A 13,498-nucleotide genomic window follows, 5' to 3' on the forward strand; every position below is an offset into this window, starting at 1 on the left:
CAGGCCAAGGCGCGTTGGTCCAGCGGAAGGGATACCGGGTTTTCACCCCGGTGACGTGGGTTCGACTCCCACACGCGCTACGCCCCGGCACGGCGGGGAAACCTGTTCCGTCGTACCGGTGCGGCGGTGTGGGGTCCGTGTGTCCCATACCGCCAGACGCGCACGGTCCGGCGACCGGCCGGGATTCATAGCCCCGGCCAGCCTGGCTCGACACCAGGGTGCGCGACTCAGCCCACTTTGCGGGCGCTGTGCACGTCGCCGCTTTCGTGGCGGCGCAGGACGATGTCCTGGAAACCGTTGTACCGCAACGCTTCCTCCAGGCCGATGCCGTTCGTGGCGACGGCCACGAGCAGTCCGCCGGTCACGAGGCTCGCGGTGACGCGGCCGAGTGGTTCGGGCGAGTCCAGGAAAGCCAGGACGATGTCGAAGGCGCCCATCACCGGCAACCGGGCGAGCTGATGGACCTCGTACGAGATCCCGACGGGGTCGCGTTCCTCTTCGCGTTGCGCGGCCGCGATCAGCGTCTGATCCGCGTCGACGCCGACCACCCGGTGAGCGCCCTTGCCGCGGAGCAGGCGGGGATAGCGGCCATCACCGCACCCGACGACCAGGACCGACCTGCCCGCCAGGTCCGGCAGCGCTTCGAGCAGCGTCGCGGCCTGGTCCGCCATACGGCCGACGTTAGCCGACGAGGTCACCGTCCCGACAGGACCAAGAGGCCTATCCCGAACGACATGAAGGCCCCCTTCCTGCACTGGAGCGCAAGGAAGGGGGCCTTCATGTACTTACGGAGCTACAGTGCGCCACCGCTCGCGTCGTCGCGCTGCATGACCACGCTGGACGGCGCGGAGTGCACCGGCTTGGCGCCCTTGGGCGCCTTCTTCCTCCGCGCCAGCTTGTTCTCCAGCCACGACGCGAACCAGCTCAGAAGCAGGTTCAGCACGATGAAGATGATCGCGATGACGATCAGCGTCGGGATCGTGTTGCCGTAGAGACCGGTGAGCGGACCGGACGAACGGATCAGCTCGTCGAAGCCGATGGTCAGCTGACCGGCCAGTGCGGTGTCCTTGAGGATGACCACCAGCTGGCTCACCAGCGCGGGCAGCATCAGGGTGACCGCCTGCGGCAGCAGGACGGTCATCATGATCTGGGTTTTGCGCATGCCCAGCGCGGAGGCGGCCTCGCCTTGGCCCTTGGGCAGCGACAGGATGCCCGCGCGGAACACCTCGGCCATGACCGAGCCGTTGTAGAGGACCAGGCCCGTCACCGCGGCGAAGAGAGGGCGGATTTCAGGGTTGATGTCCGTGTAGAACGCGTACAGCGCCGCTGCGAAGACCATCAAGAGCAGCACCGGGATCGCCCGGAAGAACTCGACGACGGCGCCGACCGGGACCCGGATCCACTTGTGATCCGACAACCGGCCGATGCCCAGCAGCGCACCGATCGGCAGTGCGATCACGATCGACAGACCGGCTGCCTTCAGGGTGTTGAGCAGACCGGGGAGCAGGAATTGAGTCCACGTCGAGCTGTCGACGAAAGGCTTCCAGAGCGCGCCTGCCCACTGGCCCTTCTCATCGAAGCCGACATAGACGTAGTAGATCACCAGCGCCAGAACGAGCAGGAAAAGGACGCTGTAGAGCCAGTTTCGCGCCCGAGCCTTCGGGCCGGGGATGTCATAGAGGACGGTCTGCGCGCTCATCGCTTGACCTCGACCTTCTTGGCGACCCAGCCCAGCAGCAGGCCGAGGGGGAGGACCAGGACGACGAACCCGGCGGCGAAGAGGAGGAAGACCAGGATCAGCGAGTCGGACTCGTTCTCCACCATCTCGGACATCAGCAGCGAGGCCTCGGCGACACCGATGATGGACGCGACCGTGGTGTTCTTCAGCAACGCGATCATGACGTTCGCCAGCGGCGCGATCACCGAACGGAACGCCTGCGGCAGCACGATCAGGGTCAGCACCTGGAGGAAGCCGAGGCCCAACGCGCGGGCGGCTTCAGCCTGGCCGACGGGGACGGTATTGATACCGGACCGCAGCGATTCACAGACGAACGTCGCGGTGTAGGCGACGAAACCGAGGATCGCGAGCCGGAAGAAGTTGTCGTCCAACGACGTCGTCGAGTCCGCCGAGGCCAGGTTGATCCCCAGAGTGGAGGACAGTCCCAGCGACGTGAAGACGATGATCACCGTCAGCGGGGTGTTCCGGAAGATGTTGACGTAGGCGGTGCCGAACGCCCGCATGATCGGAACGGGGCTCACCCGCATCCCCACCAGGATGGTGCCCCAGATCAGGGAACCGATCGCGGAGAAGAAGGTGAGCTTGATCGTCATCCAGAAGGCGCCGAGCAAGTCGTAATTGGGATTGTCGAGGAAATCGAACAAGGTGCTCAACCCAGCCTCGGTATGGGAACGGTGCGCCGCGGTACACGGCGCACCGTTCGATTCCTTTGGTTCAGCGGCTCAGCGAGCCGGGTGTCAGGAGATGGCCGGGGGCTCGGGGATCTTGTAGCCCGACGGGCCGACGTTCTTCTCCAGAGCGGCCTTCCACGCGCCGTCCTGCTGCATCTTCTTGATCGCGTTGTTGATCGCGGTGATGCTCTCGGCGTCGTCCTTCTTCAGGCCGACACCGTACTTCTCGTCGGTGAAGCCCTTGCCGACCAGCTTCAGCTTTCCGGGCTGCTGCGCGGCGTAGCCGCCGAGGATGACGTCGTCGGTGGTCATCGCGTCGACGGTCTTGTTCAGCAGCGAGGTGACGCAGTCGGTGTACTTGCCGACTTCCTGGAGCTGAACTTCCTTGGCGTACTTCTCCTTGACGTTCTGCGCCGGGGTCGAACCCTTGACCGAGCAGAGCTTCTTGTTGCCGGTCAGCGACTCCGGGCCGGTGATGTCGGTGGAGTCGGCGCGGACCAGCAGGTCCTGGTGGGCGATGAAGTACGGGCCCGCGAAGGAGACCTCGTTCTTGCGCTTGTCGGTGATCGAGTAGGTGGCGACGATGAAGTCGACCTCACCCTTCTTGATCAGGTCCTCACGCTGCGCGGACTGCGCTTCCTTCCAGGTGATCCCCGACTCTTCGACGCCGAGCTCCTTGGCGATGTACTTCGCCACGTCGACGTCGAAACCGGCGTACGTGCCGTCGGCCTGCTTCTGGCCGAGACCGGGCTGGTCGAACTTGATGCCGATGACGAGCTTCTTGTCGTTCTTGGCCTTCGCCACCACGTTCTTGGCGCCGCTGGAGCCGCTGCCGGCGTCCGACCCGCCGCCGCCACAGGCGGAGAGGGCGAGACCGGCCGCCACGACGGCCGCGCTCATTCGCAGAACTCGGTTCAACCGCATTGTTCTCAGTTTCCTTCCGAATCTTGTCCAGCCATACCGGCCGGCGGGGAAGACCTCAGTGGGTCAGGATCTTGCCGAGGAAGTCCTTGGCGCGATCCGTCTTCGGCTTGGTGAAGAACTCGTCCGGGGTGGAGTCCTCGACGATCTCGCCGTCGGACATGAACACCACCCGGTTCGCCGCGCGCCGCGCGAAGCCCATCTCGTGGGTGACGACGAGCATCGTCATCCCGTCCTTGGCGAGCGTGGTCATCACGTCGAGGACCTCCTGGACCATCTCCGGGTCCAGCGCCGAGGTCGGCTCGTCGAACAGCATCACCTTGGGGCGCATGGCCAGCGCGCGGGCGATCGCCACCCGCTGCTGCTGCCCGCCGGAGAGCTGCGCCGGGTACTTGTCGGCCTGGTTGGCGATACCGACGCGTTCGAGCAGGTCCATCGCGGTCTTGCGGGCCTCGGCCGTGTTGACCTTGCGGACCTTCATCGGCGCGAGCATGACGTTCTCGAGGATCGTCTTGTGCGCGAACAGGTTGAACGACTGGAACACCATGCCGACGTCGGCGCGCAGCGCGGCCAGCGCCTTTCCTTCGGCGGGCAGCGGAACGCCGTCCACCGCGATCTCACCGGAGTTGATGGGTTCCAGCCGGTTGATCGCCCGGCACAGCGTCGACTTGCCAGACCCGGACGGCCCGAGCACGACCACGACCTGCCCGCGCGGCACCTCGAGGTTGATCTCCTTGAGCACGTGCAGGTCGCCGAAGTACTTGTTCACGGCGGCCGCCTTGATCATCGGCGCCGCCACCTCCGCGGTCATCTGGCCTCCAGGAGCGTTCGTTTGCAGGGGACTGCGGGGTCAGGCACCACGCGATGGCGGAAACCTACTCCCGTCGGACCGCTTGTAAAGACGGCTTGACCAATACTTAGGGTTTCAAGTCCGTATCGTTCTCAAGCCACCGGACGGCCCAGGTCCACCTCCGTCCGGCGCTGATCAGCCTAGACAGGGCGGGGGTGACCCGTAACCGGGGTCACAGCAGATCTGTGACGCATCGTGACCATTACCGCGTGCAGCGGGTCCCTCACAGGGCCATCCGGCCCAGCGGTACGGGCAGCGCGAGACGTGACTCACCCCATAGAGTCGTTCTTCAAAGTCGTCGCGGTGGCGGTGACGGCGGGAAAGGGAAACACGGGTGCGGGTACTGCTGGTGGAGGACGACGACCGGGTCGCGGGTGCCCTGACGCCCGCGCTGACCCGGCGCGGCCTGACGATCAAACGCCTCGCCTCCGGCGCCGGGGTGCTCGATCTGGTGCACGAGGTCGACGTCGTGCTGCTCGATCTCGGGCTGCCCGACATCGACGGGATCGTCCTGTGCCGCCGGATCCGCGCGGTCAGCGACGTCGCGGTGATCGTCGTTTCGGCGCGGGGCGAGGTCGACGACCGGATCCAGGGGCTCCGGTCCGGCGCCGACGACTACCTGGTCAAGCCCTACGACGTCGACGAACTGGTCGCCCGCGTCGAGGCCGTGCGCCGTCGCCGCGGGGAGCGGCCCGCCGCGCCCGAACCACCGGGCGTCATCCGCGCGGGTGACGTTTCGGTCGATATCGGGCGCCATGAGGTGCAGGTCGACGGACAGCCGGTTTCGTTGTCCCGCAAGGAGTTCCAGGTACTCGCGCTGGTGGTCACCGCCCGCGGCGCGGTCTGCGCCCGTGATCACGTGCTGAACGAGGTCTGGGGGCACCGCGGCCCCGCGGAGAGCCGGTCGCTCGACGTCCACGTCGCCACCTTGCGGACCAAACTGGGCAGGCCCGCGCTGATCGAGACCGTCCGCGGCGTCGGGTACCGCCTCGGCGGCGCCTACGGCCCGGCCGAAGAGGACTGAGCCGGTGCGCGTCCGCCTCCAGGCGATCGTGCTGACGCTGGTCGCGGCGCTCGTGTTCGGCCTCGGCATCCCGCTCGCGCTCAGCGTGGCGGCCAGTGTGCAGCTCGACCTCTTCCTCGACCGCCTCACCGACACCTCCCGGTTCGCGTCACTGGCCCAGCGCCCGCTGGTGGAGAACCGGCCGGACCTGATCGAGGACGAACTCAGCCGCTACACCGAGGTCTACGGGGTGCCGGTGGCGATCGTCGACCAGGACGGCGAATCCGTCGCCAGGGGCCTGGGGGAGACGCCCGGGATCGACCTGAAGGACCCCGTCATCGCCTCGCATCTGCAGCACGCGCTGGCGGGACGGCGTTCGGAGCCCGGACCGCTGCTGATGCCGTGGAACACCGAGCCGCTGGTGCTGGCCGAGCCGATCCTCATCGACGGCGAGGTGCGGGGCGCGGTGATCACCGTGTCCTCGACCGCCAAGGCCCGCACCGAACTGCTGTGGTGGTGGCTGCTCATCGCGGCGGGCGCGGTGCTGGCGTTCGGGCTCGCGCTCCTGGTCGCGGTGCCGGTGGTGCGCTGGATCCTGCGCCCGGTCCGGCGGCTCGACGACGCCACCGGCGAACTGGTCGCCTCCGTGGTCAGCGGACGCGAGGTCAAACGGGTGGGGGAGACCGGCGGGCCGCCGGAACTGCGGCAGCTCGAGCGGTCCTTCGACCGGATGGCCGCCAGCGTCGACGAGGCGCTGTCGGCGCAGCGCGCGTTCGTCGCCGACGCCTCCCATCAGCTGCGGAACCCGTTGACCGCGTTGAAGATCCGGCTCGGCAACCTCGACGGCCACGTCGACGACGACCTCGCCGCTGCCGACCTCGAAGCCGCCGTCGTCGACGCGCGACGGCTCAACCAGATCCTCGACGAACTCCTCTCCTTGGCTCGCGCCGAGGCCTCGGGCGGCGAACTGGTGCCGGTCGGCCTCGACGAGATGGTGGGCGCCCGGGTCGCCGACTGGACCGTGGTCGGCGCGGCACGCGACATCACGCTGGTGGCGACCGGGCTGGGCGGCGGTCTGCGGGTGCTCACCCCGGCACGCGGCCTCGAAGTGGTCCTCGACGCGCTGCTGGACAACGCGCTCAAGTTCACCGAGCCGGGGACCGAGGTGCGGGTGGACGTCACCACCACGGACGGGAAGGTCGACATCTCCGTCCGTGACCACGGCCCCGGCCTGCGCGAAGACGAGCTGGAGCGCGCGGCGGACCGGTTCTGGCGCAGCACCGCGCACCAGAACGTGCCCGGATCCGGCCTCGGCCTGGCGATCGTCACCGAGATCCTGGCCCGTTCGGACGGTTCGCTGCGGCTCGGTTCACCCGAAGGCGGCGGTCTCGAAGTGACCGTGACCCTGCCGCTAATCCTTGAGTGACCGGAAGTAGCGCAGCGCGCCGGGATGCAGCGGCAGGGGAGAGGTCTCGATGGCGGGATGGATGTCGATCGACAACGCCGCGCCCGCCGCCTTGACCAGCTGGTCCCGCGCGTCGAACAGCCCGCGCACGAGCGCCTCGGCGACGTCGTCGCGCATCGATGTGGGCACCACCAGGAAGTTCGGCAGCACGAGCGTGGTCACCGGCGAGGGCAGGTTGTACGCCGTCACCGGGATGGTCGCCGTCCGGTAGACCGGGCTGGTGGCCCGGAGGGCGTCCGCGAGATCGGTGATGTCGAGCAGCCGCAGGCCGACCGTGTGCACCTTCTCGGTGATCGACGGCGTCGGCAGGCCACCCGACCAGATGACGGCGTCGATCTGCCGGTTCTCCAGCGCGGGCAGCGCCTCGGGGAGGCCGAGATTGCGCCGGTCGATCGCGCCGGTCAGCCCCGCCGCCTTGACCAGCTGCTTCGAGAGGAACTCGACACCCGAATCCGGTGAGCCGATCGCGACCTTGCGCCCACGCAACTGCGCGAACGACTTGATCGACGAGTCGGCACGGACGATGACGTGCAGATAGTCGTCGTGCACGCGGGCGAGCGCGGCCAGCCCGGCGGTGTCGTCGGTGGCCACGTCGGCGGCCACGAACGCGACGTCGGCCTTCCCCGCGCGCACCCGCCCGATGTTGTCCGGCGAGCCCTGGGTCTCCTGGATCACGGGCCGCTCGGTGTCCAGTTGCGCGGCCCAGGCGTCGGCCAGCGCCTCGGCCAGTTTGTCGTAGACGCCGCCGTTGAGCCCCGCCGCGATCCGCACCTTCGTCCCGGAGAGATCGGGCCCGCACCCGGTGGCCAGGGCGCAGACCACGGCGATCACCACCGCGAGCACCCCTGGTCTCCTCATGAGGGTCGATCGTGCCATGGAACCCCGCCCGCGTACCCTCGGAGGCGAGATGAGCGCGCGCACTTACCAGATCCGCACCTTCGGCTGCCAGATGAACGTGCATGACTCCGAACGTCTTGCCGGGCAGCTCGAGGACGCCGGCTACGTTCCGGGTGACGGCGAGGCCACACCCGACCTGATCGTGTTCAACACCTGCGCGGTGCGGGAGAACGCGGACAACAAGCTGTACGGCACCCTCGGCCACCTGCGGCCGCAGAAGACGGCGAAGCCCGACATGCAGATCGCCGTCGGCGGCTGCCTCGCCCAGAAGGACCGCGGCGAGATCGTCAAACGCGCGCCCTGGGTCGACGTCGTCTTCGGCACGCACAACATCGGTTCGCTGCCGACGCTGCTGGAGCGCGCGCGGCACAACGCCGAGGCCGAGGTCGAGATCCTCGAATCGCTCGAGACCTTCCCCTCGACGCTCCCGGCGAAACGCGATTCGGCGTACGCGGGCTGGGTGTCGATTTCGGTCGGCTGCAACAACACCTGCACGTTCTGCATCGTCCCGGCGCTGCGCGGCAAGGAACGCGACCGCCGCCCCGGCGAGATCCTCGCCGAGGTCGAGGCGCTCGTCGCCGAAGGCGTGCTGGAAGTGACCCTGCTCGGCCAGAACGTGAACTCCTACGGCGTCGAATTCGGCGACCGGCTCGCGTTCGGGAAACTGCTGCGCGCCTGCGGCTCGGTGGACGGGCTGGAGCGCGTCCGGTTCACTTCGCCGCATCCGGCGGCGTTCACCGAGGACGTCATCGACGCGATGGCCGAGACGCCGAACGTGTGCCACCAGCTGCACATGCCGCTGCAGTCCGGTTCGGACAAGGTGCTGCGCGAGATGAAGCGGTCCTACCGTTCCGCGCGCTACCTCAAGATCCTCGACCGCGTGCGCGAGTCGATGCCGGACGCCGCGATCACCACCGACATCATCGTCGGCTTCCCCGGCGAGACCGAGGAAGACTTCCAGGCGACGCTCGACGTCGTCGCGCAGGCGCGGTTCTCCAGCGCGTTCACCTTCCAGTACTCGATCCGGCCGGGCACGCCCGCCGCCGAGATGGACGGGCAGCTGCCGAAGGAGGTCGTGCAGGAGCGTTACGAACGGCTCGTGAAGCTGCAGAACGACATCTCCTGGGAAGAGAACAAGAAGGTCGTCGGGCGGCGGGTCGAGCTGCTGGTGGCTTCCGGCGAAGGTCGCAAGGACTCCGAAACGCACCGGATGAGCGGCCGCGCGCGGGACGGCAGGCTCGTCCACTTCACGCCGACGGGACCGCTCGTGGACCGCTCGGTGCGTCCCGGCGACGTCGTCGAGACCGTGGTGACCTACGGCGCTCCGCACCATCTCGTCGCCGACGGCGACCTGCTGTCGCACCGCCGCACCAAGGCGGGCGACAACTCCGAGGCCGGGCTCCGGCCGAAGACCAACGGCGTGACGCTGGGCCTGCCGGGCTTCGGCGCCCCGGCCGTCACGCCGGAACAGGTGAGCGGGTGTGCACTGTGACCGAACCGAAGATCGACGAACTCGCCGCCGAGATCGACGAAGTCGGCGAACGCGCGGCCAAGACGATCGAGCTGGGCAGGCGCGGATTCACCATCGCCGTGCTGGTGTTCGTGCTGCTGGTCGCGCAGCTGCTGCCCTGGGTCGGCGAGCACGCCGGCTGGGAGGTGCTGCTCGGCAAGGGCGGCGGGATCCCGCAGCTGTTCGCCGCGACCTCCACCGGGGTCGGGGTGTTCGTCTCCGCCGTCACGCTGGTGACCCGGCGCTGGTGGCTGGCCTGGGTCTGCGCCGCGGGTGGCTGGTTCGCCTCCGTCGACGGGATGCTCGCGATCTGGTCGCAGCAGTCCTCGAACGCGACCGGCGCGGCCGGTGGCGGTCCGGGCTTCGGGCTGATCGTCGCCTGGATCGCCACCGTCGCGCTGGCCAGCTACTGGATGCGGGCCGCGTTCTCGCGAAGCTAGCCGACCCGCAGGGTGAGGTTGCTGGACGTGTACGCGCTCGCGTAGAGCGTCGTTTCCGGGTGATAAGCCCTCAGCGTGACCACCGCGCTGAAGGAGAAGCTCAGCTTCAGGGAGAACGTCGAGTTGGGCCGGCAGGTCGTGTCGGCGATGTTCACCCAGACACTCCCTTGAAGCTGCTGCACGATGATCGCTTCGAGGCTGTCCGTGCCGTCGGCGCCTTCTTGGGCCCGCAGGATCCCCTTGAGGGTGACCTTCTCGTTGACCTTGACCTGCTTCTTGCTGAGCGAGGCGTCGAGCTTGACCTTCTTCTTGCCGGCTTCGGACGAGGCGGGGAGCGGCGCCGGGAAACCGGTCGCCGCCGCGGCCGGGGCGAGCCCGGCCACCAGAGCACAACTGATCGCCAGGGCGGCGAACGCCCGGCGTACTGGGGGAATCAGTGTCTGGTTCATGATCGAAGTCGACCACGGTTGGGCGCGGAGAGCGCTCGAATACGCACGAAGGTGCTAGCTGTCCCTCCACAGTGGAGTGAAGGCCCTGCCCTGCCCCCGCGAATGCCATGAAAGGTCCTTTCCCTGCAAAATTTGCAAGGAAAGGACCTTTCATGGCGCGAGAGTGGCCCGGAGCCCTACCGGCCCGCGATGGCCGACTGTGGGCCGTGAAGGACTCCTTGAGGGATCCAGGGTCCTCATGGAGTTCCCCTCACCGCGCCGGAGCCTCACCACGAGTCCCACTGACACCATCAGCCACGACACGGCGGAAGGACGGGCTCAACCGAGGGGTTACCGCCCCGAAAGTAGTGAAGGCCTCCTTCACTACCCTCAGGGTAGGTAAGGAGGCCTTCACGGACGGATCCGGATCAGCGGTCCGCGATGGCCGCTTCCGCCGCCTCGAGCCACTCACGCCACTGCGCGGCCTGCTCGTCCGCCTTCTTCGCGCGCCGCTCGTCGCCCGCCGCACGGGCCTTCGCCGCCTGCGACTCGAACTGCTCGACCCGCTCGCGGAACTGCGCCGCCCTGGCCTGCGCCTCCGGGTCGGTCCGGCGCCACTTGCTGTCCTCGGCCGCCTTGATCGCGTCCTGCACGGCCTTCAGGCGCCCGTCCAGCTCGCGGATACGCTCGCGCGGAACCTTGCCGATCTCGTCCCACTGGTCCTGGATGCGCCGCATGTGCTGCTTCGCCGCTTCGAGGTTGGCCGCGGGATCGATCTTCTCGGCCTCGACGAGCAGCTCTTCCTTCTGCTGCGCGTTGGTCGCGAACTCGGCGTCCCGCTCGGAGAACACCGCGGACCGCCGGGCGAAGAACTTGTCCTGCGCGGCGCGAAAACGCTGCCAGAGCGCCTCGTCGCTGTCCTTGGGAGCGCGGCCGGCGGCCTTCCACTCGGTCATCAGGTCCTTGTAGCGACCCGCCGTCTCGCCCCAGTCCGACGACTCCGAGAGCGCTTCGGCCTCGGCGATCAGCTCTTCCTTGCGATGCTTGGCACCCGCGCGCTGCTTGTCGAGCTCGGCGAAATGCGAGCCGCGGCGCCGGTTGAACGCCTCACGGGCCTTGGAGAACCGCTTCCACAGCTCGTCGTCGGTCTTGCGGTCGACACCCTTGACGGTCTTCCACTCGTCCAGGATGGCGCGCAGCCGGTCGCCGGCGGCCTTCCACTGGGTCGACTCGGCGGCGAGCTTCTCGGCCTCGTCGGCGAGGGCCTGCTTGCGGACGACGGCTGCCGCGCGGGCTTCCTCACGTTCCTGCTTGGCCGCGGCCAGCGCCTTCTCGGCGTGGGAGATGACCTGTTCGATGCGGCCGCTCAGCGCGGCGATGTCGCCGACGACGGCGGCTTCGGCGAGGCCGTCACGCAGCTGCGTTGCCGTCGCCAGTGCGTGCTTCGGATCGCCGGCGCCGGACTCCAGCCGGGTTTCCAGCAGCTCGACCTCGGTGCGCAGGTCGTCGAAGCGGCGCGCGTAGTGGAGCAGACCCTCGTCCGGGCTCCCGGCCTGCCAGACACCGACCGCGCGCTCGCCGTCGGGTGTGGTGACGTAGACCGTTCCTTCGTCGTCGACCCTGCCCCAAGCGGACGGGCTGGGCTCGGCGGGCGGCACGGGGGGTGCGGGATGCCCGCCACCGAGCGCGTGCGGTACCGGGTGCGGTGCCGGGGTACCGGTGGACGTGTTCTCCTGGGCCATCGCAGGCTCCTTATCGCCTGTACGCCCGCTGGCGCGGGCGCCCCGCCTAGCGGCGGGGCCGGGTAATGCGTTTGCCGTCGTGCTTCGGGGGCATCAACCCCTTGCGGCATTCAAGCAGCTCAGCGTCCACCGTGGAACCGGATGAACCACCAGAGGGCAGTGATCCTACTTCCGGAGGACCCTCCGTGTCGGTCGGTTGCCGGTGCGGGGAAGCGGGGAAGGTAACGTCGGCGGCCGTGATCCGCCGTGTCGCCGTGCTCCCGCAACCCCCGCTGCTCATCCCCGAACTCGCCGCCGGAGCGGCGGACGAGTGCGCCGAGCTGCGCGAAGCCTGCCTCACCGCCGCGATGCGCCTGACCAGCGTTTCCCCGGATTGGGTCGTCATCGGCGCCGCGTCGGGGGCGCCCGAGGTGCCGGAGCACGCGAGCGGTTCCTTCCGGGGATTCGGTGTCGACCTCGGAGTCTCACTCAGCCGGGTGACAGCTCCCGAAACGGAGCTGCCGTTGCCCGCGCTCGTGGCCGCCTGGCTTCGTGAGCGGGGCGGCGCGTCGTCCGTCCGAGTCCACCTCGTCGACCCCGCAACCCCTTCCGACCAGTGCGAACAGTTGGCCCGTGAGCTGGGAGAGCCCGCCGCGGTGCTCGTCCTCGGCGACGGTTCGAGCCGGCACGGCCCGCGTTCCCCCGGCGGCGAGGACGAGCGCGCGGAGGGTTTCGACGCCGGGATCCGCGACGCGCTGGCCAAGGCCGACACGGGCGCGCTCGCCGCACTCGACCCGGCGTCGGCCGCCGAACTCGGAGCGGGTGGCCGCGCGCCCTGGCAGGTCCTCGCCGGACTGGCGGCGGACGGGGACTGGACCGCCGAGGTCCTCTACTCCGCCGCGCCGTTCGGCGTCGGCTACCACGTCGCGGTCTGGGAGCACGCGTGATCCGGCCGGTCGCGGTCGTCGGGCCCACGGCGACCGGGAAGACCGCGCTGGCGGTCGAACTGGCCCTCACCCTCGGGGGTGAAGTGGTCAACGCGGACGCGTTGCAGCTGTATCGCGGGATGGACATCGGGACGGCCAAAGCGACCCCCGAAGAGCGGCGGGGCGTGCCGCATCATCTGCTGGACGTCCTCGACGTCACCGAGACGGCGTCCGTCGCCGCGTACCAGCGCGACGCACGCCGGCGGATCGAAGAACTCCTCGACGCCGGCCGCGTGCCGATCCTCGCCGGCGGATCGGGTCTCTACGTCCAGGCCGTGCTCGACGACCTCAAGTTCCCGGGCACCGATCCGGACGTGCGCGCCCGGCTGACCGCCGAAGCCGACGAAATCGGCGTCGCCGCGATGCACGCCCGGCTCACCGAACTCGATCCCATCGCCGCCACGGCCATCCTGCCGACCAACGGCCGCCGGATCGTGCGCGCGCTGGAGGTCATCGAGATCACCGGCGAACCGTTCTCGGCGAACCTGCCGAAACCGGGACCCGCCCGCTATGACACGGTCCTGATCGGCATCGACCGCGAACCGGCCGAACTCGACGCCCGTGTCGACCGCCGCGTGGAGCTCATGTTCGAGGCGGGACTCGTCGACGAGGTCCGGACGTTGCTGGGCCACGGACTCCGCGACGGGCTCACCGCATCGAGGGCGCTGGGCTACCAGCAGGTGATCGCCGCGCTCGACGGGGACGGCGACTTCCAGGCCGCTTCCGAGGCCACCGCGCAAGCCACCCGGAGGTTCGTGCGGAGGCAACGTTCCTGGTTCCGGCGGGACAACCGCATCCAGTGGTTCGACGGCGGTTCGGAGCGGCTGGCCGAGCGCGTCCTCGAAGTGACGGCCCAGTAATCTTGCGG

14 protein-coding genes and 1 tRNA gene are annotated in these 13,498 nt (G+C 68.9%); 7 read left to right on the top strand and 8 right to left on the bottom strand.

Annotated elements, in window-relative coordinates; translation table 11 throughout:
* Window positions 1-8 precede the first annotated feature (8 nt).
* Window positions 9-80, top strand: a tRNA-Glu gene (locus ACFVM3_RS07285).
* 147 nt (window positions 81-227) lie between these two features.
* On the opposite strand, the gene ACFVM3_RS07290 is transcribed toward ACFVM3_RS07285, so the two are convergent.
* The 5 genes from ACFVM3_RS07290 to ACFVM3_RS07310 all read right to left on the bottom strand — a co-directional run bounded on the left by ACFVM3_RS07290 (window position 228) and on the right by ACFVM3_RS07310 (window position 4,117).
* Entirely contained in the window at window positions 228-671 is a 444-nt protein-coding gene (locus tag ACFVM3_RS07290; RefSeq protein ID WP_378436463.1) for a class I SAM-dependent methyltransferase, read from the bottom strand.
* A gap of 122 nt (window positions 672-793) precedes the next feature.
* Window positions 794-1,699 carry an amino acid ABC transporter permease gene (locus ACFVM3_RS07295; protein WP_378436465.1) on the bottom strand — a complete coding sequence of 302 codons (906 nt, stop codon included), beginning with the start codon at window positions 1,697-1,699 and terminating at the stop codon, window positions 794-796.
* On the bottom strand, window positions 1,696-2,391 hold the full coding sequence (locus tag ACFVM3_RS07300; RefSeq protein WP_378436467.1) for an amino acid ABC transporter permease: 696 nt from the start codon (window positions 2,389-2,391) through the stop codon (window positions 1,696-1,698). The genes ACFVM3_RS07295 and ACFVM3_RS07300 overlap by 4 nt, the downstream gene beginning before the upstream one ends.
* 84 nt (window positions 2,392-2,475) lie before the next feature.
* Window positions 2,476-3,333, bottom strand: coding sequence for a glutamate ABC transporter substrate-binding protein (locus ACFVM3_RS07305; RefSeq protein WP_378436469.1), 858 nt, complete (start codon window positions 3,331-3,333; stop codon window positions 2,476-2,478).
* Window positions 3,334-3,388: 55 nt separating this feature from the next.
* Complete coding sequence (locus ACFVM3_RS07310; protein WP_378436610.1) at window positions 3,389-4,117, bottom strand: amino acid ABC transporter ATP-binding protein; 729 nt, start codon at window positions 4,115-4,117, stop codon at window positions 3,389-3,391.
* A 397-nt stretch (window positions 4,118-4,514) separates the two neighbouring features.
* Here ACFVM3_RS07310 and ACFVM3_RS07315 point away from each other — a divergent pair, with 397 nt between their 5' ends.
* Together ACFVM3_RS07315 and ACFVM3_RS07320 are read left to right on the top strand one after the other, a co-directional pair.
* Entirely contained in the window at window positions 4,515-5,204 is a 690-nt protein-coding gene (locus ACFVM3_RS07315) for a response regulator transcription factor (protein ID WP_378436471.1), read from the top strand.
* Between the two features lie 4 nt (window positions 5,205-5,208).
* Window positions 5,209-6,609 carry a sensor histidine kinase gene (locus tag ACFVM3_RS07320; protein ID WP_378436473.1) on the top strand — a complete coding sequence of 467 codons (1,401 nt, stop codon included), beginning with the start codon at window positions 5,209-5,211 and terminating at the stop codon, window positions 6,607-6,609.
* On the opposite strand, the gene ACFVM3_RS07325 is transcribed toward ACFVM3_RS07320, so the two are convergent.
* A complete protein-coding gene (locus tag ACFVM3_RS07325) occupies window positions 6,595-7,506 on the bottom strand; it encodes a TAXI family TRAP transporter solute-binding subunit (RefSeq protein WP_378436475.1) in 912 nt (303 codons plus the stop codon). The genes ACFVM3_RS07320 and ACFVM3_RS07325 overlap by 15 nt on opposite strands.
* 16 nt (window positions 7,507-7,522) lie before the next feature.
* On the opposite strand from ACFVM3_RS07325, the gene miaB reads away from it, so the two are divergent.
* On the top strand, window positions 7,523-9,037 hold the full coding sequence (gene miaB / locus ACFVM3_RS07330) for a tRNA (N6-isopentenyl adenosine(37)-C2)-methylthiotransferase MiaB (RefSeq protein WP_378436612.1): 1,515 nt from the start codon (window positions 7,523-7,525) through the stop codon (window positions 9,035-9,037).
* The gene (locus tag ACFVM3_RS07335) at window positions 9,034-9,495 is read left to right on the top strand and encodes a hypothetical protein (RefSeq protein WP_378436477.1); all 462 of its coding nucleotides are present in this window, start codon (window positions 9,034-9,036) and stop codon (window positions 9,493-9,495) included. Before miaB ends, ACFVM3_RS07335 begins: the two co-directional genes overlap by 4 nt.
* On the opposite strand, the gene ACFVM3_RS07340 is transcribed toward ACFVM3_RS07335, so the two are convergent.
* Together ACFVM3_RS07340 and ACFVM3_RS07345 are read right to left on the bottom strand one after the other, a co-directional pair.
* Complete coding sequence (locus ACFVM3_RS07340) at window positions 9,492-9,944, bottom strand: hypothetical protein (protein WP_378436480.1); 453 nt, start codon at window positions 9,942-9,944, stop codon at window positions 9,492-9,494. The genes ACFVM3_RS07335 and ACFVM3_RS07340 overlap by 4 nt on opposite strands.
* A 407-nt stretch (window positions 9,945-10,351) precedes the next feature.
* Window positions 10,352-11,665, bottom strand: a complete 1,314-nt coding sequence (locus tag ACFVM3_RS07345) for a DUF349 domain-containing protein (protein ID WP_378436482.1) — start codon at window positions 11,663-11,665, stop codon at window positions 10,352-10,354.
* A gap of 236 nt (window positions 11,666-11,901) precedes the next feature.
* On the opposite strand from ACFVM3_RS07345, the gene ACFVM3_RS07350 reads away from it, so the two are divergent.
* The gene (locus ACFVM3_RS07350) at window positions 11,902-12,591 is read left to right on the top strand and encodes a class III extradiol dioxygenase subunit B-like domain-containing protein (RefSeq protein WP_378436484.1); all 690 of its coding nucleotides are present in this window, start codon (window positions 11,902-11,904) and stop codon (window positions 12,589-12,591) included.
* A complete protein-coding gene (gene miaA / locus ACFVM3_RS07355; RefSeq protein WP_378436486.1) occupies window positions 12,588-13,490 on the top strand; it encodes a tRNA (adenosine(37)-N6)-dimethylallyltransferase MiaA in 903 nt (300 codons plus the stop codon). Before ACFVM3_RS07350 ends, miaA begins: the two co-directional genes overlap by 4 nt.
* Window positions 13,491-13,498 lie beyond the last annotated feature (8 nt).

The organism is Amycolatopsis sp. NPDC057786, from assembly GCF_042797905.1.
Classification (GTDB): domain Bacteria; phylum Actinomycetota; class Actinomycetes; order Mycobacteriales; family Pseudonocardiaceae; genus Amycolatopsis.

Bases quoted from the DNA above. Each gene is read 5' to 3' on its own strand.
- ACFVM3_RS07290 (WP_378436463.1), bottom strand. From the start codon at position 671: ATGGCGGACCAGGCCGCGACGCTGCTCGAAGCGCTGCCGGACCTGGCG.
- ACFVM3_RS07295 (WP_378436465.1), bottom strand. From the start codon at position 1,699: ATGAGCGCGCAGACCGTCCTCTATGACATCCCCGGCCCGAAGGCTCGG.
- ACFVM3_RS07305 (WP_378436469.1), bottom strand. From the start codon at position 3,333: ATGCGGTTGAACCGAGTTCTGCGAATGAGCGCGGCCGTCGTGGCGGCC.
- ACFVM3_RS07310 (WP_378436610.1), bottom strand. From the start codon at position 4,117: ATGATCAAGGCGGCCGCCGTGAACAAGTACTTCGGCGACCTGCACGTG.
- ACFVM3_RS07325 (WP_378436475.1), bottom strand. From the start codon at position 7,506: ATGAGGAGACCAGGGGTGCTCGCGGTGGTGATCGCCGTGGTCTGCGCC.
- miaB (WP_378436612.1), top strand. From the start codon at position 7,523: ATGGAACCCCGCCCGCGTACCCTCGGAGGCGAGATGAGCGCGCGCACT.
- ACFVM3_RS07340 (WP_378436480.1), bottom strand. From the start codon at position 9,944: ATGAACCAGACACTGATTCCCCCAGTACGCCGGGCGTTCGCCGCCCTG.
- ACFVM3_RS07345 (WP_378436482.1), bottom strand. From the start codon at position 11,665: ATGGCCCAGGAGAACACGTCCACCGGTACCCCGGCACCGCACCCGGTA.